Raw genomic sequence first — 26953 nt, 5'->3', positions numbered from 1 at the left:
GGTTTTTATGCAAGATATATTTTTATCAAAAGAGAAAAAGAAATATTATGAGTTATTGAGTCGTCAATTTCCAACCATACAGGATGTTAGCCGTGAGATTATTAATCTTGAGGCCATTACAAATTTGCCAAAAGGTACCGAACATTTTTTGTCAGATGTTCATGGTGAACATGAGGCTTTTGTTCATATCCTAAAGAATGGTTCAGGCGTGGTACGACGTAAAGTTGAAGAAATCTTTGGTGATGCATTAACTGAAGAAGAGAAAAAGAAATTTGCCAGTCTGATTTATTATCCTAAAGAAACTTTATTTCATATGAAGCAAAGTAAGAACAAAGTGGACGACGTTTGGTACCATCAAACATTGAAACAGTTGGTTAGTGTGTGCAGAGAGGCATCTTCTAAATACACAAGATCAAAAGTCAGAAAAGCCCTTCCCAAAGGCTTTGAATATATACTTGAAGAACTTTTGCATGAACAGGAGAATGTGGAAAACAAACAAGCTTATTATGACAGTATTTTAAGCACCATAATAGAAGTCGGCCAAGTAGAGCCATTTATTATTGCTATTAGTGAATTGATTCAAAGATTTGCCATTGACCATCTTCATATAATAGGAGATATTTATGACAGGGGCCCTGGTGCTCACATTATTCTAGATACATTGATGAAGTACCATTCAATCGATATGCAGTGGGGAAACCACGACATTGTGTGGATGGGTGCCTATGCAGGATCCTTACCCTGTATCGCCAATGTTATAAGGGTAAGTATGCGTTATGGCAATCATGAATTACTAGAAGAGAATTATGGTATCAACTTGTTGCCTTTGGCCAAGTTTGCCATGCAAACCTATAAATATGTTGAACCGTCGTTTATGCCTAAGGTAATTAGTGAGTTAAATCAAAAAGACGCTCTGTTAATTGGACAGATGCATAAAGCAATATCCATCATCATGTTCAAATTAGAAGGTCATTTTATAATGCGACATCCAGAGTATAATATTCAGAATCGATTGCTACTTAACTTCATTGATTATGATAATGACACCATCAATCTAGATGGAGAAACTTATAAACTTGACTGGTTTGGTTCTTCAACCATAGACCCTAAGCATCCTTATGAGTTGTCGAATGAAGAAATGGAAATTGTACTTAAGTTAAAAACATCCTTTATGACAAATGAAAAACTAAAATCACATATTGATTTTATGATGTTAAAAGGCAGTATCTACTTGAATTATAATAATAATTTGCTTTTTCATGGTTGTATTCCAACGGATGAAGATGGTAAATTTTCAAGAGTAACTTTAGATGGTGGTACCTACTCAGGAAAAGCCCTGTTGGATCATTATGAAAAAATGTTAAGAAGTAGTTATGCAAGAAGGTTTGAAGCGGTGGACGATTATGATATCGACATTTTTTACTACTTGTGGATGGGGCAGTACTCATCTCTATTTGGTAAAAGTGTGATGAAAACTTTTGAGAGATATTTTATTAAAGACAGCATAACGCATAAAGAGTATAAAAATCCCTATTATAAACATTATTTCAGTCCGGTGTATTGTGATAGAGTTTTTGATGAATTTAGGATGAATAAAAAAGTATCAAGAATTGTGAATGGCCATGTTCCGGTTCAAGTTGGAAAAGGCGAGTCGCCGGTTAAAGCAGATGGTAAACTTATTGTCATAGACGGTGGGTTATCAAAAGCCTATCAACCTGTTACTAATATAGCCGGTTATACCTTAATCTATAATTCTCACGGTCTTTTATTAGCAACCCATGAGCCCTTTGATTCCGCAAAAGAAGCTATTGACCATAATGTTGACCTAATATCTGAGATTAGCATTATACATAAAGCTGACCATAGGGTATTGGTTGGCGAAACAGATATAGGAAAAAAACTAAAAGAGGACATCAACAACCTTAAGATATTACTCAGAATGTATCAAAAGGGCATACTATAAAAACAACAAGTAACCAAACTGTCATTTCTAAGGGAAACTTCTTGACAGTTTGGTCACTTAATTCTTGACAGCTAGGTCAAATATGTTACAATATAGTCAATTGTAAAAGCGATGACGGTGTTTGGAACCTTTACTTTTGGTTCTTAGTAGATGATCGGTTTCCTTTAGAGAGTAGGTGTCTTAGGCTGTGAGCACCTATAGGTTCGGCCGATGATTGAATTTCCCACTTGAGCTGCATGACTGAAGCAAGTAAGCCATGCCGGTAACGCACGTTAAGCGTCCAAAGTGCCTGCTATTGCAGGAATTAGGGTGGTACCGCCGATAGAATCGGTCCCTTGTTAGGGATGGATTTTTTTTATTGTGAAAAATCATATACGGAAAAACGAAAGGAGTCCTAATGAAAGAACAGCTGGAAGCAATTAAAATCAAAGTTGTAAAAAGTCTAAGTAACGTAGCTGACTTAAAGGCACTTGAAGAGGTTCGCATTAACATTCTAGGGAAAAAAGGAGAATTGACATCTATACTTAAAGGAATGAAAGATGTTGAACCCAAAGATCGTCCTATGATTGGAGCCTTGGTGAATGAAGTGAGAGCGGATATTGAGGCGGCCATTGAAACCGCTAAAAACAGTCTAGTGTCAAAAGCTAGAGAGCAACAACTTAAGGAGGAAGTTATTGACGTTACCATGCCTTCAAACAAAAAGGTCCTAGGCCATCGTCACCCTATGCATATTGTCCTTGAAGATTTGAAAAACATCTTTATAGGTATGGGCTATCAGATAGCAAAGGGTCCGGAAGTTGAAGAAGACTATTATAATTTTAAAGCTTTAAATATACCAGAAGATCATCCTGCTAGAGATGAACAAGATACCTTCTATATAGATAAAAATTTTGTACTTAGAACATCAACATCACCGACACAGGTGCATGTTATGGAACATGAAAAACCACCTATTCGTGTCATTGCTCCGGGTAGAGTATACCGTTCAGATGAGGTAGATGCAACTCATTCCCCTATGTTTCATCAGGTAGAAGGTTTGGTTATTGACGAGCACATTACCATGGCAGATCTTAAGGGCGCCTTAGCGGAATTCGTCAAAGAATTATATGGAGAAGATGCAAAAGTACGGTTTAGACCTCATTATTTTCCTTTTACTGAACCCAGTGCTGAGGTGGATGTATCCTGTTTCAAATGTGGCGGTACAGGCTGTAACATATGTAAAGGATCGGGATGGATAGAAATCCTGGGTTGTGGTATGGTACATCCTAAAGTCCTTGAGATGTCCGGCATTGATTCAACTAAATATAGTGGGTTTGCTTTTGGTATGGGACTTGAGCGTATAACCATGTTAAGGTACGGTATTGAGGATCTGAGACTTTTTTATGAAAATGATATTCGATTTTTAAAGCAGTTTTAATGAGGTGGACAGGAAGGAGTAGCGGATTATGAATGTATCAATGAATTGGTTAAAAGAATATGTAACAATAGATTGTGATGTACAGACATTCGCGGACAAGATGACCATGTCCGGCTCGAATGTAGATCGTATAGAAAAAAAGGGAGAAGCCATAACGGATGTGGTTGTTGGTAAGGTGCTTGAAATCATAAAGCATCCGGATGCAGATAAGTTGGTTGTAACCCAAGTGGATGTGGGAGAAAAAACCATTCAGATTGTGACAGGTGCACAAAACATGAAGGTTGGTGATTTGGTGCCGGTTGCTCTTCCGGGAGCAAATCTAGCAGAAGGCTTGAAAATCAAGGAAGGCAAGCTTAGAGGTATAGCCTCCAACGGTATGATGTGCTCAGTAGAAGAACTGGGTTTGGACCCGGAACATTTTCCGGATGCACCGGAACACGGCATCTATGTTATTAAAGGCGACTATCCATTGGGTAGTGATGCAAAACCCATATTTGGACTGGGTGATGCCATTGTTGAGTTTGAGATTACTTCGAACCGTCCAGACTGTTTTAGTTTACTTGGCATAGCAAGAGAAGCAGCAGCAACCATAAATACAGATTTTCATTATCCCAAAATACAGTATAACGAAGTGGCAGGTGATATGAATCAGCATGCTTCTGTTGAAGTTATAGCCACCGACCTATGCCCTAGATTTGTTGCAAAAATCTTAGTAGATGTGGATATAAAGCCTTCTCCAAAATGGATGCAAGACAGGTTAAGGTCTGTAGGAATTCGACCCATCAACAATCTAGTGGACATAACCAACTTTGTCATGGTTGAGATGGGCCAACCGATGCATGCTTATGACCTAGAAGAGCTCACACATGGGAAAATTATTGTAAGGCGCGCAAATGACAAAGAAAAAATGATGACACTTGACGGTGAAGAAAGAGAATTAGATAACACCATGTTGGTCATAGCCGGTGAAGAAGAAGTAATTGGTGTGGCTGGCGTTATGGGTGGCGAAGGTTCTAAGGTTAAAGACCATACAGGTATGATTCTGCTTGAAGCAGCCAACTTTGATCCGGCCAGTATTAGAAAAACTTCGAAAAAAATCGGACTAAGAACGGATGCGTCCACGAAATTCGAAAAACACCTAGATCCGAATACGGCATTGATAGCTATGGAACGTGCTTGTCAATTGGCAGAAATGATAGGTGCCGGTCGTGTTATGGCAGGCATTATAGATGTTAATAAGAGTGAAAGAAAGCCAAACAAAGTGGCATATAACGTTGGAAACATAAATAGACTACTGGGTACGGATATTTCTGAAAAAGAAATGGTAGGCTATTTCAAACGTTTGGAGTTTGTGGTTGACGAAGATCAAAAAGAAATCTTAGCACCTACATTTAGAGCCGATATCGAATGTGAGGCGGACTTGGCTGAGGAAGTAGCAAGGCTTTATGGTTATGACCGTCTACCAACAACCCTCGCAACCGGAACACCAACAGTCGGCAAAAAAAGTTTCACTCAAAGAATGGAAGACCTAACAAGGCAAATCATGGAAGACTGCAGCCTTAATGAAGCCATGACTTATTCTTTTGAGTCGCCGAAAGTATATGAAAAGCTAAATCTTGGTCCGGATAGCCATCTTAGGTTGGCGGTGAAGATTGATAACCCTCTTGGAGAAGATTTTAGCATCATGCGTACTACAACGGTTAATGGTATGTTACAAGCTTTATCTAATAATTATGCCAAACGAAACGAAAAGGTTGGTTTATATGAAATCGGCACCATCTATGAACCAAAAGCCATACCTCTTAAAGAATTGCCAAAAGAGTCACAGAAGTTGACAATTGGTATGTATGGTGATTGTGATTTCTTCAAACTAAAAGGAATTCTGGAGACCTTATTTGAAGCCTTCAATTGTCTTAACCATGCAAAATGGGACCCCAATATTGAGGTTTCTTACCTTCACCCCGGACGTAAAGCCAAAGTCATAATGAAAAACAAAGAAATAGGTTATATTGGTGAGGTGCATCCGGATGTATTAGATGCTTATGATATTCATGAAAAAGCATATATTGCTGTCATTGATATGAAAGATCTAATAGATGAAGCATCACTAGATCATAAATACACGCCGGTACCTAGATATCCGGCGGTAAACAGGGATGTGGCCATGCTGGTAAAAGAAGAAATATTGGTTGGTGCCATTGAAGAAGTCATAAGAGCACGCTCAGGAAAAATGCTTGAAAAATTAGAATTATTTGATGTCTACAAAGGCAAGCAGATTGAAGCTGGCTATAAATCAGTGGCTTATGCCTTGTCCTTTAGAGCGGCTGATCGTACCCTACAAGAAAAGGAAATCAGCAAAACCATGGAAAAGATTTTGAAAGGTCTTGAGAATGAACTAGGTGCCACTTTAAGAAAATAGGCTTATATTGACTAGCTTTTTTAAGTAAACCCCTTTATAATAATGAGAGATATCATTATTATAAAGGGGTTTCTTATGATTAGAAAAAAGCATTTGGTTAAAGAGAAAATAAAAAAGCTTATGAGAAAAAGTCATATTATGGTTTTGATTTCTTTTTTGATGATTTTTATGAGTATTATAGATATGAGCGCAAATGAAAAAGAAACAGATTTTGACACATTAAGGGTCGGTCTGGTGACTCAGTTTAAAGACCAGGATAATATACAAGTATTTAATAAATCGATTGTCCCTGGATTCTATAAGAATGGCACTTGGATGCCGGAAGCCACGATTTTTTCAGTAGGTCAGATGTTTACTTATAGGCCTTCAACAGCGACCTATCTAATGTCAGATGAGGATTATAAGGATTACGAGAAGGCTAAAGCTATGGCAGATCAACTAAAGGCAGATGGATTCACCGTTTATCCCTCTTTATTGAATGTCAATACATGGAAAGTTTATGTTGAAACAGTGGACGTTCAAATGACATTGAATCAAATAAATACAGTATATGATACTAACTTCTTAGAGGCACCTTATAATAAAGAACGGATAATCATGACCTATGACCAGGTTGAAGGAATAGTTTTTGATAACAGTTTGGATAAGGTGGTTATTGGCACCAAGGACAAGATTGGTGATACATCTGTTCTTAATCTTGGTAAAGGGACTTACCGAGGCAAGATAGAGATTGGCCGTTATGGTAAAGATAAACTGTTGGCAGTCAATATCGTTGATATAGAAGACTACCTCTATAGTGTTGTCGTTTCGGAAATCTATGCATCATGGCCGCTAGAAAGCATTAAGGCTCAAGCAGTTGCAGCACGTACCTTTGCAATCTATTATGTTACAGTTGCAAAAAAATTCCCCAATGAACCTTATGATTTAGATGATACAGTGAACTCACAAGTGTATAAAGGCTATGGCGTTGAGGATAAAAGGGTATCGGTCGCAGTGGATGGCACAAGAGGAAAAATGATCTATTATGATGGATCTGTCATACCTGCATACTTTTTCTCGACAAGTGGTGGACGTACAGAAGCCAGTGAGCATGTATGGTCGGCATCTGTACCATATTTAAAAAGTATGCCGGATCTTTATGAAACAGAACCGGCAAGAGCACCTTGGATTAAGACCTACACACCTGCAGAAATCGAGAGTGCCTTGATGAAAAGAGATATAACAATAGGTACAGTCCTAGATCTTGAGGTGATGGGGTATACAGATGCCGGAAGGGTCCTTGAGTTAAAAGTGATAGGTAGTGGTGGCACATATATTCTGAAAAAAGAAACCATGCGCCAGTGGCTGGGCATGGATAGTCGTAAATTCACCTTAATAAAGCCTATGGGTCTACCTTTTCTAAAACACTCGGTTATTTCTGGGAAGGATTATATTGGTGTGGTGGACTACAATAATGCTTATGTTATGAATGGTAGTGGAAAATCCGAAAAAATCCTTGGACAGAAGCAACAAGTTATTGTTATGAGTGCATATAATATCATCAATCAACCCATGATTTCGGGGGAAACCGGCAAATTTATCCTAGCCGGAGTTGGTTATGGGCATGGTGTCGGTATGAGTCAGTCCGGGGCAAAAGGGATGGCACTGGCAGGTTACACTTATAAGGATATATTGGAATATTATTATAAAGGTGCCAAAGTGAAATAAAGGTGTTATGAAAAATAACGCTCTGACTTTGGTTCTAGGCTATAATCGTAGAGGTAACACATAGACTGTGGAAGGGTTTTCATGGAACCTACTATAATGCAAAAAAATCTGACTCAAATAGAAATTTAATCTGAGTCAGCCTTTTGTATTTCTTTTTTTTAGTTTTATTTTTAAGTTTACTTCGCACTTCGCATTCTATACTGCTTAGGTGTTATACCTGTGAATTTTCTAAAAATGGTTGTAAAATAATTCTGATTGTTGTAGCCGACTGAAATGGCAATATCTAAAATAGAGTAGTTGGTCGTTTCAAGTAAATACTGACTCTCTTTGACCCGAGTCTGATTAACATAGTCAGCAAAGGAAAGATTCATTTCTCTCTTGAATAAGGATGAAAAATAATTAGGTGAGAGATTGACATAATTAGCCACATCATTGAGTCTTATAGGTTCTGAAAGATGTAGGTGGACAAATTTTGAAGCATTTTTGATGACGCTCACATGGTTTATATTGGATAATTGTAAGACACTGTTGGTATATTTGATGATCATACGTTCGATGATATCGATGAGTTCTTCAAAATTATGAGAATGTTCTATTTTTTGAGCATAGTATTCAGCTAGAGACAAGGATTTTTCAGCTTCAACCCCACCAGTTATAATGGTTCTTGAAAGTAAAGTCGAAAAAGCAATAGCTTTGTTCTTTGAATTTCTAAGATGATTTGGTGAAGTTTGACTAAAGTATTGAGCCTTGATATGCTCATTATATAAATCAATGACTTTTTCAATGTCACCGATTTGAACTTTAGTTAGAAAAAGAACCTCAAGAGCATGATTGTGATCACTTTTTTCAATTTCAATAGTATGATTAAAAGTATCGGCCATCTCTTCTGTTAGTTCGGTAAGATGTGCCTCAGGGTATAAATCAACCACATGTGGGTTGGTAACAATAGCGGCCACCAACTGCTGAATGTAATAGTTTCGCGAAGAGCTGAGAATAGGTATTAGATTGAAAAGATCTTTGAGCTGTTCGCGTTTGGACATGGAAAAGTTCTGTTCGTGCATGACTTCGTTTATTAAGTGTTCGTTAACTTCCTTATTTAGGAATGGACCGAGTAATATTGAACCGTAATAGCTGGATGAATCTGCAACAACAGTAACAAGATAAGATAAGGCATAATCAGAGTCATAGGTGTAGACGCCGTTACCATGATTTTTAATGGTATCCTTTACAAATCCAACAAAAGGGTGAAAGATATCTTCCAGAAAATCATCCACATGGGCATTTGGACCATGAGAGAAAACCTTATTGTGGCTTTGATCTATAACCGTTAACGACAGTCCTGTACCGTAATACAATGTCTTTGCGAGAGATTCGATGAGTGGTAGATCTAATATTTTCTGTTTAATGAGATGGGACAATTGATACATTCATGATCAACTCCGTTTCTATGAAAATCTAAAATAAATGAAATGCTATCCTTGATTAAATTTTATTGCATGTAGTAGAGGTAAACAGTAATAATAATACCACGGTCACAAAGAACTCAACTTTGCCTAATGAGATTCTACAGGTGGGAAGTTGAGTAATAAGTATATATTGATATTTTACTACAAACTTAGATATAATGTAAGGGTATTCTTATTATTTCTATATTAAAAATTTATAAAACTTAGTTTTCTTAAATAAATCCTCTTAAAATCTAATTCAGTTGACGCCTTAAGTCTTTTTTTATATAATGAGAGGCAGTGTGAAAATGATGCATTAAAATTAAGGAGTATATGATGAAGTTAAGTGACTTTACTTTTAAATTACCACAAGAATTAATTGCACAAGAACCTTTAGAAGATCGATCAGGTTCAAAACTCATGGTACTGGACCGAAAACATCATTCTATAGAACATAAAAAATTTACGGACCTATTAGATGAACTTCATTCGGGAGATTGTTTGGTGCTTAATAATACAAGGGTCATGCCGGCTAGATTGATTGGAGAAAAACCTGACACCCATGGTAAAGTGGAATTTTTACTTTTAAGTAGACAAAAGCAGAATCAGTGGGAAGTTATGGTGAAGCCGGGGAAAAAGGCAAAAGTAGGTGATCTTATAGAGTTTGGAAACGGTATGATTAAAGCAGAAGTGCTGGAAATCATGGATGGTGGCAATAGATTGGTATCTATGACATACGAAGGTATTTTCGAGGAAGTCCTAGATCAACTTGGCCAAATGCCACTTCCCCCTTATATTACAAAACAGTTAGAGGATAAAGAAAGATATCAAACCGTCTATTCTAAGCATAGCGGTTCAGCAGCGGCACCTACTGCAGGGTTACATTTCACTTATGATTTGATGAAGAAAATTGAAGAAAAGGGTGTGGCAATAGCCTATATTACCTTGCATGTGGGGCTGGGGACGTTTAGACCGGTAAAAGTTGAGAATGTACTGGAACATGACATGCATTCGGAATATTATTTTATTGAAGAGGAAGAAGCAGAGAAAATTAATTCGGCTAAGAAAAAGGGTGGTAGAATCATTGCAGTAGGTACGACGAGTTCCAGAACCTTGGAATCGGTGGCCAATGAGGATGGAATTATTAGAAAAAGCAGTGGTTGGACAGATATATTTATTTACCCCGGTTATTCATTTAAAATTGTTGACGCATTAATAACGAACTTTCATTTGCCGGAGTCGACTCTAATCATGCTTGTTAGTGCTTTGGCGGGCCGAGACTTTATTCTTGAAGCATATGAAGCGGCCATAAAATCTTCTTATAGATTCTTTAGTTTTGGGGATGCGATGCTGATTAAGTAGGAAGGAAAAGCATATGAAAAATAAAATTGTAATAGAGATTATTGATTACTTAAAGCTCCTGTTTTTTGTTTTGGTGATTACCACGTTACTAAATACATTGGTCTTTACATTTTCTACGGTTAAGCAAAGCTCAATGGAAACCACTTTGATGGAAAACGATGTTCTAGTCATCGAAAAAATCAGCATGATTTTTGAAGCACCAAAGCAAGGGGATATCGTCGTATTTGTTGAAAATGAGTATGTCACAGACAACTTTTTTAAGAAGATTAACGTGCTTTATGAAGATATGATTGCAAAATTTACCGGCAATTCAAAGCGAATGCGTTTGGTTAAGCGTGTCGTTGGTATTCCGGGAGATAGTATTGACATTAAGGATGGGTATGTCTACGTTAATGGCGCCCTATTAGACGAAAGCTATACCGAGGACTTAACATTTCCAAGCATCATTCAGTATCCACTTACTCTATCCGAAGGCTATTATTTCCTATTGGGAGACAACAGAGATGTTAGCCGAGACAGTCGTCATTTTGGTTTAGTTTCAGCACGACAAATCGAAGGGAAAGCTTTGTTTAGAATCGCACCATTAAAGAAGATTGGTGGCATATAATTCTGAGACGGGTAGGTGATTTTTTGAGTAAAATAAAGACAAAGTGTTCAAAGCAAGATGAAAAAGAATTAGTCAGACACCACATAATAGGATGGGTACTATTTATCTTTTGTAGTCTATTTTTTTTGATGGCAGGTATTAGGGCACGTGATATATATACGACACTAGGTTCATTGTTGTTTTTTATGGCTTGTTTTTTCTTTTTGGTTCCGATATTAAAAAAACGTTGATATAAAGTTATAGAATTAATCATATTGTGGCCTATGTAAGGATATGAAATCATTGGGTGTCCTTTTTTCATGCTTTTTAAACAAGGCACTGAAATAGCTAGGGCTTTCTATTCCCACTTCTTTTGCAATTTGGGCAATGCTTTTGTGAGGCTGAGTTAGCATCATTTCTTTGGCTTTATTAATTCTAAGGTGGTTTAGATAGACAGATGGTCTAGTGTTAAAGACTTTTTTGAATAAAGTGCAAAGGTATTGAGGGCTTACATGAATCAGGTCTGCTAAAGTTTCAAGAACAATAGGTTGTGAGTAATGAACTTCAAGATATAGTAGAATAGGTTGTAACTTGTCATACTGATTTGACCTAGAAGTCTTATGTAAGGGTTTTACATTTTTTATCAGTTCAATAAGGAAACTATAAAGAAAGGATGACATATCTAGTGAGCTATATTGATTAGTTGAAGTAGCCAATCGATAGCCTTCTCTTAAATGCATTTTAAACTGATTAAGGTGTTCCAATTGATAAACACCACTTGAATGAAAACCAATGGCGTCTACGAGCTGTGCAATATCTTTGCCGTCAAAGCTTAACCACTCTGTGGTCCATTGCGCTGATTTAGGGTAATAAGTATGAGGAACATTCGGATACAAGAACATTCCATGTCCAACGGGCAGGCTATATAATCTTCCATGTAAAGAAAGCTCACCTTCACCATTAGTGGTATGTACCCATTGATAACGTCCAAAACCATCAGGTCTATGCATGTGTCCTTCTATATAGTCATACCCTAAACTGGATAAATAAATAGGTAATGAACTGGATGTCATGTCTTGTAAAGGGAAATATGTGGTTTGCATAGATACAGCCTCCATTCATAAACAATTACTTTAAGTATAGCTTATCATATGTTAAGAATAAAGCGATAACTTATATTTTAAACTTTGTTTAAATGTGGGTATTATAGGAATAAAACACGTATATGTCTTGTAATATGATTGTGTCTAGCGTAAAATAATGAGTAGTAGTTAATATTGAATCATTATGTGTGGTAAAGGCATCAAAAACGATACAGTTGAACGTTCATATACCATATATGTGAAATTAGTGAAACTTAGTTTTGATCTTGGAACCATGTCTTAGACTGGGAGGTATCGTATGTATTCAGTGGGGATTATAACAGCAAGTGACAAAGGCGCCAAAGGTGAACGTATAGATCTTAGTGGTAAGTTGATAGAAGAAATCATGACTGAAGCAGGTTATAAGGTATTAAAATACATTATGTTACCGGATGATGCAATCGGGTTATCCAATGAGATGGTTTTTATGGCGGATGAGTTAAAAATAAATTTAATCTTAACGACAGGTGGGACCGGATTCAGTCAACGGGATGTGACGCCGGAAGCTACGATGAATATTATTGAGAAAGAAGCACCGGGTATTGCAGAGGCTATTCGCCATAACAGCTTGAACATAACACCAAAAGCCATGCTTTCAAGAGGTGTTTCAGGTATTCGCGGCAATACACTCATTGTTAACCTACCGGGAAGCCCCAAAGCTGTCAAAGAATCCTTAACTTTTATCTTAGAACCCTTGCATCATGGTTTACAAATTCTAGTAGGAGACACATCCGAATGTGGTGAAAACCCAAAATAAAAAGAAAAGAGATGGCTATGGATTTTTTTAATGCGATATCTGTGAACGAAGCGGTTCGAATTATAAAAGAGTTAGCAAATAACTATGAAATGAAAACAGAAATGGTAGCACTTGTAGACGCCATTGATCGTATTGTTGCTATAGATTATAAGGCCATAGTTGATTTACCACAATTTAATCGCTCAACGGTTGATGGTTATGCAGTTAGGATAGAAGATATCATGACTGCGACTGAAGATGAACCAAGACTACTTAAGTTGGTTTGTGAAGTCATGATGGGTGAAGTTGTAACAGAGGTGTTAACAAAAGGTCAGACGGTTTATGTACCTACAGGTGGTATGATACCAGAAAAAGCCGAAGGCATGGTCATGGTCGAATATACCAGAAAGCTTGACAGTGAAACCGTACTTGTCAACAAATCTATACAACAAGGTGAAAATATAAGTTATACCGGTGATGATCTATCCAAAGATGAAACCTATATTAAAGCAGGTAAGAGAATAACTGCATATGACTTAGGGCTTTTTGCTTCAATGGGTGTTGAACAAATCGAAGTTTATACTAAGCCTGTGTTTTCTATTATTTCTACAGGCGATGAAATTATAGATCTTCATGAAAAACAGTCATTAGGGCAAATAAGAGAAGTTAACAGTTATGCTCTAGGTGGATTGATTAGGCAACTGGGTGGTGAAGTTAAAGAACGTTTGATAGTAAAAGATAATGTTGAACTGATCAGAAAAGCTCTTAAAGAATGTATGCAGATAAGTGACATAGTATTAATATCCGGTGGTAGTTCTGTAGGAAGCAAGGATTATACAAGACAGGTTATAGAATCTTTTGAACACAGTCGTATTTGGGTACATGGTATAGCCATAAAACCCGGTAGACCGACGATTTTTGGACAAATAGACGGTAAACTTATAGTTGGGCTTCCGGGTCATCCAGCATCAGCATTGGTCACATTTAGTCTGTTTGTTAAAAAATATTTATTGACCATTCAAAAGAACCATCAAGAGGTGGTTCGGATTCAGGCTGTACTTACCGATAATGTTTACGCCGCACCAAGTAGAGAAACATACCAAATGGTTCGATTAAGCAGAGAAAACGCCTTATGGAAGGCCCTACCGCTTAACGGAAAATCCGGCATGATGACTTTATTATCAAAAGCCAGTGGTTATATTAAAATACCTGTTGAAAAAGGAAGTTTTGAAAAAGGAACCCTTGTAGATGTTTATCTCTTAAAAGACTTAACTTTGTAAGATGAAAAGAATGGTAATTTAATCATGTTATGTTCAAATGAATGCAGGCAATGGAAAAGACTTTAGGCAGACTAAATGCTTTAACCCAAAATGCTCTATAAAATAGGCAATAGATGACAAAATTTAAGAGGTGCACAATTGGAAAAAAAACTGGATCATGTACATAAAAAGTTGCTGAATCATCAGGAAATTACCCATATATCCAAAAAAGAGTATAACCCTTGGAGGATTACCCTTGTTTATACAATAATTGGTGTGTTATGGATTCTTTTTTCAGACGGTATCCTTGGTATGTTGGTTCAAGACCATCAGGTTTATCAAGAGATGCAGCTTTATAAAGGATGGTTCTATGTAGCAATGACCAGCATATTGTTTTATTATTTTGCGTCCCTTAATAATAATAGAGTGTTTCAATTGAATCAAAAAATACAAGATAAAAATGAAGAGTTGTTGGCTACTTCAGAAGAACTTATAGCCATTGATGATGAGTTGGTAGAAAAAGTTAAAAGCTTGGATAAAATGAATCTAGAGCTTCAGAAACAAAAAAAATATTTCGACTTATTATATAACAATAGTAATGCGGCTATTATGATCTGGAGAACCACTGGAGAAGTTGTAGATCTAAACAAACATTATTATGAAGTATTAGGCTATGATGAGAGCTTTGTTGGAGAAAATTGGATTGAGTATACAAGAACAAGCATAGAGGACTTTGACCTATCAACATTTATAGACCGACTTTATAAAAAGAAGCAATTAATTAATTATGAGACACGAATGCGAGCAAAAGACGGAAGTGTAAGGGATATGATTTGGAACGATGTCTTAATGGAAACTAAAAACGAAGAGCCCCTAATTGTATCCTTTGGCATCGATGTGACAGATGAACATAAACAACAACAAAAATTGATTGAGATGGCCACAAAAGACCCTGTTACAGGGCTGGATAACCGTGTGGTTTTTGATACAAAAATTGAAGCGCTCATAGAAGAGCAAAAGCCATATACTGTGTATTATATAAATATTGATTATTTTAAAGACTTAAATGATATTCATGGCCATGATTACGGTGACCTATTCTTAGTCGCGTTATCCAAAACACTTAAATTTTTGGAGTTATCCCATGCTTACAGGTGGCAAGGCGATGGTTTTTTGATTATTCAAGAAACTGTAGATGAAGAAAAGATTCAAAAAATGCTGGAGTATATTTTGAATTTATCCAATCGTAAATGGGAACTTGTAGATGTAGAGTACCAGATGACATTAAGCGTTGGTGTTGTAACCAGCCTTATGAGTCAAAAAAATGTATCAGAAGTATTAAAGCAACTTGATATTGCCTTGTATAAGGCAAAAGCCAATGGTAGAGGTCGTTATGAATTCTACAGCCAAGAACTATTAGAAGAAGTATTTTTTCGTGCAGGCCTTGAAAAGAAAATCAACAATGCCTTGTTAGAAAATGCGTTTGAGTTATATTATCAACCTATATTCAATTTAAGAGAAAGAACTTTTAATGCCTGTGAGGTATTACTTAGGTGGCAGGATACCACTCATAAAGATATGAACATTGGTAGGCTCATTGAATTTGCAGAACAAACAGGGCAAATACTAAGAATTGATCGATGGGTCATTGAAAAGGCTTTTTTGCGTATATCTGCGGAACATGAGATTTTTAGTAATCTTAATGTTTCTATCAACATATCAACTCAAACTTTTAACTCATCAAAATTTATACCATATCTTGTAGAAATGGTCGATCTCTATAAGATTAATACGAAACGAATTTCTTTTGAAATAACAGAGCATTCAATTATAAAAAATATGACGAAGGCCAAAGAAGTCATGTCACAACTAAAAGCAATTGGTTTTTCTGTGTCCTTAGATGATTTTGGTACGAGGTACTCCTCTCTAAATTACTTGAGTATGTTTCCTTTTGATGTGTTAAAAATAGATAAATCATATATTGATGATATACTGGATAAAGACAAAGGCTATATTATTGTGAAGCAATTACTAAGTTTGACAGAAGCATTGGGTATTGTAACAGTGGCAGAAGGTATTGAACATGAAGCACAAAGCGTTTTACTCCATGACATGGGTTGTCAGTTTGGACAAGGGTATCATTTTGCAAAGCCCATGCCCTATTCAGAGTTGGAAAAACAAATAGCATTGAAAGAGTGATTTTGAAAGCAGCAAAGGATTTGACAAAACAAAATACCTGAGGTATAATGATACAAAAATAGAGACAATCTTATTAAATAATAAAGTTGTCTCTTTTTATGAAGATGATTATAAAGTTATAAGGAAGGTGAGCCATGGCAAAAAGAAACTCTACACCGATTTATATGCAAGTAGCTGTGGACGTTGCTGCTCGAATCAGTCGTGAAGATATAAAAAAACAGGCAAAAATCAGTGGAAGATCCACACTGGCAGGAGAATACAATGTATCGCCTGAAACCATTAGAAAGGCGATGCGACTTTTATCGGATATGGATATCGTTGAGGTAAAACATGGAAATGGCATATATGTAGCATCTGTTGACAGGGCCTTAGAGTTTATTGAGAGATATAGAATTCGTTCTTCGGTTAATGAATTAAAAGATGAATTAATAGAATTAATGCAAAAACGAGAAGTGATAGAAGACAAAATGAATGAAACAATGAATGCAATCATAGATTATACAAGTCGATTCAATCATAGTGAGCATATAACTGTTCATGAGTATAGCATTAATATGGCTTCAGAAGTCATTGGAAAAAGCATACAAGAACTTGATTTTTGGACAAATACAGGCGCTACGATTGTAGGCATAAAAAGAGATGGAAATATTTTATTATCACCGCCAAGCAATGAAAAGATTTATAAAGATGATAAGCTACTTTATGTTGGAGAAGCAGCCATCAGTGTTAGGCTTGGAGAATATATTAGACATTATAAGCAAAAATAAGGTGTATGAAAACAAGAATTAGAACTGGGGCTTGGTTGGACGATGGTCATGACCTAAACTGTTGATAAAACCAGTGGGTAATATGAGCGAGAGCGATGTAAAAGCACTCTAACTCTTTTGGGTTATGGTGCTTTTGTCAATATTATTCACTGAAAAAGTAAGGATAAATTGTGGCCCGCTTAGTTACCAATCATTTAAGAAAAGTGAAAAGAAAACAAAGGAGATAAGATTGTGAAAGAACAAGAAAAAATAGTTGTAATGGGTAGGAGTAAAGTTCAACATGGACAACACAATGATAGGATTTTTGTAGATGACTACAAACATGCCTTGGACCCCTATCTTATTAATAAATTGGATTTATTGATTGAAGACCATGAGTATGGTAAAATCATTGCAAAAACCCCAAAAGCAGCGAAAATCAAATTTATTAGACATGGTTTCGATCAAGAGGCAAAAATACCCGGATTTTATAATGGGAAAAAAGCATGTTTCTTTATGGCGAAATATACCGATCCGAATAGAAAAACTGTAAAGAACAAAGAAGAGCTTTTATCAATTGTTCGGGAGGCAAAAAAGAAAAAGGGTAATAAGAAAAAGCTAATGCCTTTGAAAGAGAACTATGAAATAAAATTATTGGACTTACGTGATGCAAAGAAGATTGCAGATATTTATGATCAGGTATTTAAGACCCATCCATACCCGGTTGCAGACCCTTCTTACATTGAAGAGAATATGGGGCACGAGACATTATATTTTGGTCTAATGGATAATGATGAACTTGTTGGTGTTAGCGCCTGTAGTGTTAATTTTCATGAAGAAAACGTGGAGGTGACAGACTTTGCAATCTTACCCAAGTATCGTGGATATAATTATAGTATGCATATGATGAAAAAAATGGAAACGGTTATGAAGGCAGCAGGTATTAAAACGGCATATACTATGACCCGTGCTGGCTCAGCAAGCATGAATAAGATTTTTGGGAAAAGTGGGTATAAGTATGGTGGAACACTATGGAATAATAATCAAATATCTGGAGGCATAGAGTCTATGAATATTTGGTATAAAAGCTTTGATGTATAGATCATAAAAAAAATCCAACGGTGGTTAAAGGTCAAAACTAAGTTTCACTAAATTCACATACAATATATAGATTACGTTGATGCATTCATAACTATATATTGTATGCAAAAGTTCAACTATATAGTTTTTACACCTTTACCAACGATTGAATAACTCAACTTTTGTGATAAACGAAAAGTTGGGTTATTAACCATGAGTTGTATAATAACAAGGAATGTGTGATAATAAAAAAGAAGATACTATAAAAATATGGAGGTTGTTTTATGACAACTTTGTATAAAGCTTGGCATAGAGAAATTATATCAGTACTTGTTTTAGTTTTAGTCATATCTATCATGGCTTATGATAGTCAAGCAAAGATGTTGGAAGCCCCTATTATACGTGACGATGTAGGTATACTTTTTGAAAGAATGGGTAGAGAATCCGGTTTATCTAATTTATCAGTGTCATCAATGGTTCAAGATAAATATGGGTTTTTATGGTTTGGAACCCAAAGTGGATTAAACCGCTTTGATGGTAGAGAGATTATGGTTTATAAAACCGTACCTTTTAGAGAGGACGGACTTGCACACAATCTGGTTCAGACCATTTACTATGACATGGAACTACATGAACTATGGGTTGGAACCTATCAGGGTGTATCACATTATATAATACATGAAAATCGTTTCGTGAATTATACAGTAAAAGACGATAATCTATCTAATCCTATAATAATTGCTATAGAGAAAGATTCAGAAGGTTATATATGGCTTGGAACCATGAACGGATTAAATCGATTGGATCCAAGAGATGGTTCAGTTAAGCAATATGATATTCCAAAAGAGACTGTAAGGGCTTTATTTATAGATTCGAGGGAACGCTTGTTGATTGGTACTTATGATGGTCTATTGATGATGGACCCTGATGGTGATCTAGTGATTCCCATTGAGACTGAACTACCATCACCAAATGTAATGGTCATCAAGGCTTTTGAAGAAAATGTATTAACATTAGGTCTTTGGGATGGTGGCGTTGTTAATTTGGATTTGGACTTTAATCTATTGAGTACATTTAGTTATTCAGACAACCGAGTATATAGCATGGAAAAAACAAATGATGGAACACTATGGGTCGGCACTTGGGGTGGTGGCCTATTTGCCACTGAAAAAAACAATAGGATCCATCATTTTATCGATGGGGAAAATGACCACGCATTGGTACATCCAATAGTATACTCCATGCTTCAAGATGATTCCGGTATATTGTGGATCGGTACGAACGGTGGTGGGATATCTAAGTTGAACCCAAGAAAAAGAGACTATGTGAAGTTCTCACATGACCCTCAAAATCCCGATTCTATGGATATTGGTAAGATTAACTTTATATTTCAAGATGCAGAAGACAACTATTGGTTTGCTATTTATAATAATGGTTTGAATAAGTATAACCCTAGGACAGAGACTATTACCAAGTATAAGTATAAGGAGAACCAAGTAGGATCCTTGATTGATAACCAAGTTATGGCCATGGAGTTGTTAGAAGACGGAAGGATTCTAGTAGGAACGGCTAAAGGACTGGTATTTTATAATCCAAGTACGGATACATTTATACCTTGGAATATCTTACCTAATAATCTTAGAATATATGACATTGAACAGGTCAGTGAACATGAGTTATGGATTGGAACCTATACCAATGGTTTGTTTTATTACAATATGAACACCAATGAAACCATACAATATAGCTCTATTAATGATGATTATAAAACCCTGTCAGATAATCTTGTATATACGATTCACCACGATCGTAAAGGTCGCCTATGGGTCGGCACTAATAATGGCCTTAATCTTCTTGAAAAAGCATCAAAGTCATTTGAAGTCTTTAAAAAAGGAGAAAGAGAAGAAAATCAGTTGGCAAATAATTCAATCTCAGATATATTTGAAGATTCCACTGGGCGTGTATGGTTTGGTATGCTAGATGGTGGTGTTGCTTACTATGATGAATTCAATCATAATTTTGTTAGTTTTACAGAAGAAGATGGACTTTCAAGTAACGCGGTTATTAGTATGTTAGAAGGTAATGACAACTTGTTGTGGATTGCTACTTATGATGGTATATCCATTCTGAATCCTATAACAGGAGAGATTCGAAAACTAACAACAGATGATGGCATTGGGGGTATGGAATTCTCCAAAGGACATTTGAAAAACAGAGATGGTAGCATGATGTTTGGTGGTGTGCACGGTATCACAGTGATTCCCAAAGAGTACACGGAGTTCAAAATGAACCCACCAAGGTTATATATTACGGAAGTTGAGTTGTTCCAAGAACCTATTGAAGAAAAGCGCCCATATTACAACGAAGTACGGTTGAAGTTTTCCCCTCAAGAAAATTTTTTGGGCTTCAAGTTTGTTGCTCTTGACTATGATTCACCGGATAAAATTATGTTTTCATATAAGTTGGTTGGCTTTGATCAGGATTGGATTTATGCTGGTACGAGAGATTATGCATCTTACTCCAATTTGCCTTCTGGTGACTATCAGCTAATGGTAGTGGCAGAAGGTATTCGTTATAATAAATCAGAGCCGGTAAGTGTCTATTTTACTATTGAAACACCTTGGTACAGTACACCAATAGCCTACTTTATTTACGTTATGTTGTTAATTTTATTGGGTTATGGGATTTTTAAGATTATTGAGGCAAGTGAACTAAAGCGAAGAAACTCTAAACTAGCAAAAATCAATGAAAAGCTTGAGATTGCAAATATTGAACTGGAAACGCTATCGATTAAAGATGCCTTAACAGATTTTTACAATAGAAGGTATCTGGATTTTAAATTAGATGAGTTCTTAAAGTTGGCAAAACGTTCAAAGACCAACCTGACATTAATTATGTTTGATATAGATAACTTTAAGGATATTAATGATCGATATGGACATATTGCAGGCGACTACTACTTGGTAGATGTTGCAGATACTGTTCATAGACTGTTAAGTCGAAGCACAGATAAAGCGGTTCGCTATGGGGGAGATGAGTTTATTATTATTTTATATGATAATAATCCTAAGAGTGCCTATACTTTATGTGAAGCCATTCAGCAAGAAATTAGTCAAATTCCAATCCAAGCTGATTCTGAGAAGGAACAACCTAGGACAACCATTAGTATTGGTTTAATAAGTTTGGTACCAAGTGAAGATCTTAATAAAGAGCAGCTGATTGCATTGGCGGACCAGGCTCTGTATAAGGCGAAAGAACTTGGAAAAAATCAAATATATGTCAGCGAAGGGGTATAGAAGATCCCATGAAAACCCTTCCACAACCTGTATAACGTTAAAAAATTTTATACGTGTAATCCTTGTTATTTTCAATTGCTTTGCGTATAATTAAGGGTGCTAAGGTAGGAACTTAAGGCATTAATATAACATCTTATGGAGGTCATCTATGAAGGCTACACCCAATAAATTCAAATACTCACTCAATAAGAAGCTGATGATGGTTTTTGTTGTTTTGTTGTCTTTGGCTACTTTTGGAATAGGGGTCTCAGGGTATTATATTGCAAGTAAGGCCCTTCAGGATAAAGGTGAAGTTACCATGAAAAATGCAGTGGTTATGGCTTTGAAGCTTATTGAGGCAGAATATGATAAAAGCTTGGCTGGAGCAACAACAGAGGAAGAAGCAAAGGAAAATGTTAAAGTTGCTCTACTGGGTCCGATGAATGAAGATGGAACCCGAACCTTACATGGTAGAATTGATCTTGGAGAAAATGGTTATATGATTATTTATGATCTAGAAGGTACGGAAATCATGCATCCGACTTTGGAAGGTTTAAATGTTATAGATGTTACAGATATGAAAAATCCAAACAATTATATCGTCAGAGATCAGATAGAAAAAGGACTAAATGGTGGTGGTTTTACTTATTACTCGTGGGTATTACCCCATTCAGATGTAATTGCAGATAAGATTGCCTATGCAGGCTATGATCCTAACTGGGGGTGGATTGTTTCGGCGACGGCCTATGAGATGGATTTTAATGCCTCAGCTCGCATCATACTCTTTGTTTTAGTCTTCATTTACTTAGGTCTTATGATTCTTATAACGGTTATAGCTGCAGGTATACTTAGGCGGGTGACACGGCCGGTTATACTGGTGTCAGAAGGCATGGGTGGGGTGAGCAAGGGAGTGTATCAGACCATACCGGAAGTCAATTCTCAAGACGAGATCGGCCAATTGACCAAGGGTTATAATCTTATGGTGGCGTCCATGGAGGTAACGAGAAAGAATCTTACTTTACAGACAGAGAGGCTAACCTATTTAGCTTATAATGACGAGTTGACTAAACTGCCAAATAGAAATAGATTTAAAAAACATGTTATAACGAGAATGAAACAATGCAATAAAGAGGCATATTTGGTTCAATTAGATATCAGAGCTTTTAAAGTGATTAATTCAACGATGGGTTATGACCAAGGCGATGAGCTTCTAAAGAAAATTGGGACATACTTCAGAAGCCTGGTGAAGGATATATTTTTTATTGCAAGAACAAGTGGCAATGAGTTTTCAATATGGTTAGAGGAAAAGTCGGCGGTCCAAGTAAGGGCCAGTATTGAAAAATTACAGGAAGGGATTCATAAATTTTTGATTACCAATGAGTTTTTGCATCCATTGGATTATCATGTTGCAATTGCTAATTATCCAGATCAGGGACTGGATTTTGAGATGCTCTATAACAAAGTATCCATGGCAATGAAACATGCTAAGGAGCAAAGAAATACAAAAATCTATCTTTTTGATAGCGACATGGAAAAAGCCATCATTGATGAACTTGAGATGCGAAAATATTTAAAAGTTGCCATTGAGGAGAAGAAGATAGCGATACACTATCAGGAAAAGTATGATTTTGTGAAAAACAAAGTGGTTGGAGTAGAGGCATTATCAAGATGGTTTTCGGATGAACTGGGCTATGTGCCGCCTAATGTTTTTATACCGGCTTTAAGTGAACTGAACTTGACATCCAAATTTGGTGACTATATTATTGATAAAGTCATGGGAGACTATGCTAAGCTAAAGGAAATATATGGTGACGGCGTAACCGTCTCAATTAACATCAGCCCCACCCATTTTCTAGAGGTTGGTTTTCTTACGACTATTATGCATGCTCTTGTGTATCATAATGTACCAGCAGAAAAAGTCATTTTAGAAGTCACGGAGGATATTTTTATAGCCGATTTCAAGAAGATTGCAACGATTATAACATCTTTGCATGTATTGGGACTTAAGGTTTCCATTGATGACTTTGGTACAGGGTACTCGTCCTTTAATTATTTAAAGAGTATTGACTTTGACGAGATGAAGATTGATAAGACCTTCATGGACCAAATAATTGAAGATGATAAAGCCTTTAAGCTTTTTCAGATTCTATGTGATATTGCTAAGATATATGACTATGATATTGTTGCAGAAGGTGTTGAGACCATGGAACAGTTGGAGATGATTCAAGGAACAAGTCTTAGTATTGTTCAAGGCTATTTGTTTTCTAAGCCTCAACCAATCGAAAAATTAAAAGGGCAAAGAGAACCGAAGAAGATAGAAACCAGTGAGGAAAAATAGGGTATACCTTATGGAAGCAGATTGGTATATAATTAGACATAGTTATCCTATAGAATCCTTATAATGATGTTATGAAAAAGGAGTGATTTTAATGAAATCTTTAACAGATTATTATACTTTACATAATGGTGTGACAATCCCTTGTGTTGGCTTTGGTACATGGCAGACACCTAACGATGAAGTGGGGATAACATCGGTAAAAACAGCATTGGATGTGGGTTATAGACATATTGATACTGCAGCCATATATGGCAATGAAGTCAGTGTGGGTAAAGCAATCAAGGCCAGTAACATTCCTAGAGAAGAAATATTTATCACCAGCAAATTATGGAATGACGACCATGGCTACGAAGCAACCCTTAGGGCTTTTGAAGAAAGTCTTAAGCGCTTGGATACCGATTATTTGGACCTCTATCTAATTCATTGGCCAAACCCACCTAAGTTTAGGGATAAGTGGGAAGAAGTGAACTCAGCAACATGGAAGGCAATGGAGGAACTTTATGAAGCCGGGAAGATCAAAGCGATTGGTGTCAGCAACTTTAGACCTCATCATTTAGAGGCAATTATGGCTCAGGCAAAAATAGTACCGATGGTAAATCAGATTCGATTGTGTCCTGGAGATTTGCAAGAGGAGACGGTTGAGTTTTGTAGAAAACATAATATATTACTGGAAGCCTACAGTCCTTTAGGTACCGGTAAAGTTTTTGATATTCCCCAAATGCAGTTCTTTGAACAAAAATATGGTAAGAGTATTGCTCAAATCTGCTTGAGATGGAGCTTGGAAAGAGGCTATTTGCCCCTACCAAAATCAGTAACGCCCTCAAGAATAGAAGCCAATGCGGATATATTTGATTTTCAGCTTGAAGAAAGAGATGTTGAAGACATAGCTAATTTGACAGGCGCATGTGGTTTTGGTGGTGATCCGGATTTGAAAACATTTTAATCAAATACACCTTATGTTGAGGATTGACTTATATGATAAATAAGGAAAATAAAATTCTATTTGCCGAAAAAGGCATAAAAAATACAAAACAAAGAAATATGACCTATAATATATTAATGAAAGAAAACTTACCGGTGACAGCTGAACTGATTTTTTTGAAGCTTAAAGAGTTAGATGAAAAAATCAGTTTATCAACGGTGTATCGGATTCTTGAGGTTTTTATATCCAAAGGTCTGGTTATTAAAAGAAATCTATCTGAAGATAATATGGCTGTATTTGAGATAAACAATATGGAACATAAGCACCATTTAATATGCTATTGTTGTAAAAAAATGCAAGTCATTAAAGGATGTCCTTTAGGCGCCTATGAAAAAATCCTACAAGAACAAACAGACTATGACATATCGGGTCATCGTCTAGAAATATACGGCTATTGTCCTGATTGTAAAGAAAAAAAGTAATAAAGATCGAAACAAAGAAGAGCCCTTACACTGATTTTTATCAAGGTAAGGGCTCTTTTAACACTTGTTTTAGCCGTAAATTGTAAACTTGGCTTTTTTATAGAACAAAGTAAAGTCATTTATGATAACGCTTGTAATAGAAGACTGCCAGTTGAGTTCGATCTCTTAGACTAAGCTTGTCAAGGATGATACTTATGTAGTTACGAACAGTACCTTCCCCAAGACAAACCAGATCGGCTATTTCTTTATTGGACAATCCCTCAGCAACATGAGTGATAATCAGTAACTCTTTATCACTTAATTCTAAATCAGATAAAGGATTTGAAGAAGCATCATTTAAGAGAGAAGGAATTTTTGTAATAATTTCATCTCCAAAAACCCTTTGGCCAGCGTAAACGGTTTTAAGAGAAGGTATAATGCTTTCAAAATTTTGTTTAAGCAAATAACCTTTTGCCCCTATTTTCAGAGCTTGAATGATATATTCATCATCTGAAAAGGTGGTTAAGAATAATACTTTAGCCTCAGGATAACGCTCTAATATGATACGCGCTGCATCGATACCATTCATTTCTTCCATCCGTATGTCTATTAACAGAATATCTGGTTGAAGCTGCTTAAACAAGTCGACTGCCTCAAGACCATTATAGCCAATGCCTTCAACACTTATAATCGGGTCAGCTTCTATGATGGTTTTCAAGGATGATGTTACCAAGCGGTCATCATCTACAACAATAACTCTCATATAAATCTCCTATCGTTATAAAATCCAGTAATTAGGTTTTTGGTAGTGAAACAAAAATTTCAAATCCATTTTGTGTTCTAATTTGTAAATGGCCTTTCAAAACCTCAACCCGTTGTGCCATATTTTTTAAACCGATCCCATCATTAGGATTATAATCGGCAACACTTCCATTATCACGGATGATTAATTGATACATGCTAGGGTGTTCACGAAGTAAAATACTAACTTCAGTAGCCTGGGCATGCTTCATAATATTAGATAAAGCTTCCTTAACGATGGATATAAAGGCATAGCTTTGTTTCTGGTTGGGAGCTTCTAGAATAGAGTTATTATATATTGCCTTGCAAAAGGTAAAGTCCTTAAGAATCTCAGTAAGTTGTGCATCCAAGTCGATTGCATGATCATATAGGTTATGAATACTATTTCTAATATTGTCCATACCAAGGCTTAAGGTTTTTTTGAGTCCATTTAACCGCATTAATTGTTCTTGATCTTTACAAATAGCCATGAGTGCACCAATTTGTAATAAAGATGAGGAAAGCTGATGGCCAACATGATCATGAATTTCTCTAGCGATTCGGTTCCTTTCATTTAAGGTGGCAATATGAATTTCATGATCTTGTTTATCAATTAAGTCTTGATTTTGCTGTTCTAGCTTAAGGGACAGCTCTTTTGTTGTGTCCAAAAGCCGAAAATACTTTGCCTTAAAACCAATTATATCTCTACTTTTTAAGCGGATAAATATGGCTAACATAATTACAACAAAGATTAGAAAAGCCTCAATCAAGCTATGGGTGAGAAAAAAATCAGAGAGCGGCAATAAGGGTAAGGCGTAAAGATAGCGCAAAGGTTCATCGATTAAGTCATATATAATTAAAGGCATGAAAAAAATGGAATCTTTATAAAATAGAGTAATGATCATATAGAGTATATATAAAAAATAGCGCGCAAACGGTGTATGTTCAAAGACCATAATGAAGCTGGAGATGGCAACAGCTATGAGTAAGGGAATGACATTTAATTCAGTGTTATACATAGACTGATAAATGACGAGGCAACATATGAAAAGAACAATTTTATCCATATAATCATAATGGTTTCTCATAGCTTCTCCTTTGTTAGATAGATCATAT

General features: G+C 36.2%; 19 protein-coding genes. 15 read left to right on the top strand and 4 right to left on the bottom strand.

The window, feature by feature from the left end; genetic code table 11:
* The first annotated feature begins 7 nt into the window (after positions 1-7).
* From P0N36_RS06760 to P0N36_RS06745, 4 genes are all read left to right on the top strand, one after another.
* Positions 8-1963 (top strand): fructose-1,6-bisphosphatase, encoded by a 1956-nt coding sequence (locus P0N36_RS06760; RefSeq protein ID WP_275842087.1) that lies wholly within the window; start codon positions 8-10, stop codon positions 1961-1963.
* A 397-nt stretch (positions 1964-2360) separates the two neighbouring features.
* A complete protein-coding gene (pheS, locus tag P0N36_RS06755; RefSeq protein WP_275842085.1) occupies positions 2361-3380 on the top strand; it encodes a phenylalanine--tRNA ligase subunit alpha in 1020 nt (339 codons plus the stop codon).
* Positions 3381-3408: 28 nt separating this feature from the next.
* A complete protein-coding gene (gene pheT / locus P0N36_RS06750; protein ID WP_275842084.1) occupies positions 3409-5799 on the top strand; it encodes a phenylalanine--tRNA ligase subunit beta in 2391 nt (796 codons plus the stop codon).
* Positions 5800-5874: 75 nt separating this feature from the next.
* Entirely contained in the window at positions 5875-7506 is a 1632-nt protein-coding gene (locus P0N36_RS06745) for a SpoIID/LytB domain-containing protein (RefSeq protein WP_275842083.1), read from the top strand.
* Between the two features lie 176 nt (positions 7507-7682).
* Here P0N36_RS06745 and P0N36_RS06740 read toward each other — a convergent pair whose 3' ends face one another.
* Complete coding sequence (locus P0N36_RS06740) at positions 7683-8933, bottom strand: helix-turn-helix transcriptional regulator (protein WP_275842082.1); 1251 nt, start codon at positions 8931-8933, stop codon at positions 7683-7685.
* A gap of 354 nt (positions 8934-9287) precedes the next feature.
* On the opposite strand from P0N36_RS06740, the gene queA reads away from it, so the two are divergent.
* A complete protein-coding gene (gene queA / locus P0N36_RS06735; protein WP_275842086.1) occupies positions 9288-10313 on the top strand; it encodes a tRNA preQ1(34) S-adenosylmethionine ribosyltransferase-isomerase QueA in 1026 nt (341 codons plus the stop codon).
* 13 nt (positions 10314-10326) lie between these two features.
* Positions 10327-10920: a signal peptidase I gene (gene lepB, locus P0N36_RS06730; RefSeq protein ID WP_275842081.1), complete on the top strand. Its 594-nt coding sequence runs from the start codon at positions 10327-10329 to the stop codon at positions 10918-10920.
* Positions 10921-11165: 245 nt separating this feature from the next.
* Here the strand turns inward: lepB and P0N36_RS06725 are convergent, their stop codons facing one another.
* A complete protein-coding gene (locus P0N36_RS06725; RefSeq protein WP_275842080.1) occupies positions 11166-12002 on the bottom strand; it encodes a helix-turn-helix transcriptional regulator in 837 nt (278 codons plus the stop codon).
* Between the two features lie 298 nt (positions 12003-12300).
* On the opposite strand from P0N36_RS06725, the gene P0N36_RS06720 reads away from it, so the two are divergent.
* The 9 genes from P0N36_RS06720 to P0N36_RS06680 all read left to right on the top strand — a co-directional run bounded on the left by P0N36_RS06720 (position 12301) and on the right by P0N36_RS06680 (position 25078).
* Positions 12301-12798 (top strand): MogA/MoaB family molybdenum cofactor biosynthesis protein, encoded by a 498-nt coding sequence (locus P0N36_RS06720; protein WP_275842079.1) that lies wholly within the window; start codon positions 12301-12303, stop codon positions 12796-12798.
* Between the two features lie 17 nt (positions 12799-12815).
* Positions 12816-14057 (top strand): molybdopterin molybdotransferase MoeA, encoded by a 1242-nt coding sequence (locus P0N36_RS06715; protein WP_275842078.1) that lies wholly within the window; start codon positions 12816-12818, stop codon positions 14055-14057.
* A 138-nt stretch (positions 14058-14195) separates the two neighbouring features.
* Positions 14196-16235 carry a sensor domain-containing protein gene (locus P0N36_RS06710; RefSeq protein WP_275842077.1) on the top strand — a complete coding sequence of 680 codons (2040 nt, stop codon included), beginning with the start codon at positions 14196-14198 and terminating at the stop codon, positions 16233-16235.
* 134 nt (positions 16236-16369) lie between these two features.
* A complete protein-coding gene (locus P0N36_RS06705; protein WP_275842076.1) occupies positions 16370-17002 on the top strand; it encodes a TrkA C-terminal domain-containing protein in 633 nt (210 codons plus the stop codon).
* 231 nt (positions 17003-17233) lie between these two features.
* Positions 17234-18082, top strand: a complete 849-nt coding sequence (ablB, locus tag P0N36_RS06700; protein WP_275842075.1) for a putative beta-lysine N-acetyltransferase — start codon at positions 17234-17236, stop codon at positions 18080-18082.
* Positions 18083-18345: 263 nt separating this feature from the next.
* Positions 18346-21357, top strand: a complete 3012-nt coding sequence (locus P0N36_RS06695) for a ligand-binding sensor domain-containing protein (RefSeq protein ID WP_275842074.1) — start codon at positions 18346-18348, stop codon at positions 21355-21357.
* A gap of 148 nt (positions 21358-21505) precedes the next feature.
* On the top strand, positions 21506-23674 hold the full coding sequence (locus P0N36_RS06690; RefSeq protein WP_275842073.1) for an EAL domain-containing protein: 2169 nt from the start codon (positions 21506-21508) through the stop codon (positions 23672-23674).
* 91 nt (positions 23675-23765) lie between these two features.
* Complete coding sequence (locus tag P0N36_RS06685; RefSeq protein WP_275842072.1) at positions 23766-24617, top strand: aldo/keto reductase; 852 nt, start codon at positions 23766-23768, stop codon at positions 24615-24617.
* A 32-nt stretch (positions 24618-24649) separates the two neighbouring features.
* On the top strand, positions 24650-25078 hold the full coding sequence (locus tag P0N36_RS06680; RefSeq protein ID WP_275842071.1) for a Fur family transcriptional regulator: 429 nt from the start codon (positions 24650-24652) through the stop codon (positions 25076-25078).
* 115 nt (positions 25079-25193) lie between these two features.
* On the opposite strand, the gene P0N36_RS06675 is transcribed toward P0N36_RS06680, so the two are convergent.
* Positions 25194-25820, bottom strand: coding sequence for a response regulator (locus tag P0N36_RS06675; protein ID WP_275842070.1), 627 nt, complete (start codon positions 25818-25820; stop codon positions 25194-25196).
* Positions 25821-25851: 31 nt separating this feature from the next.
* Complete coding sequence (locus tag P0N36_RS06670) at positions 25852-26925, bottom strand: sensor histidine kinase (protein ID WP_275842069.1); 1074 nt, start codon at positions 26923-26925, stop codon at positions 25852-25854.
* Positions 26926-26953: the final 28 nt, after the last annotated feature.

The sequence above is a fragment of the Petrocella sp. FN5 genome (assembly GCF_029210395.1).
Classification (GTDB): Bacteria; Bacillota; Clostridia; order Lachnospirales; family Vallitaleaceae; genus Petrocella.
The sequence above is the reverse complement of the archived record's forward strand: the minus strand, read 5'-3'. Positions and strand labels throughout refer to the sequence as shown.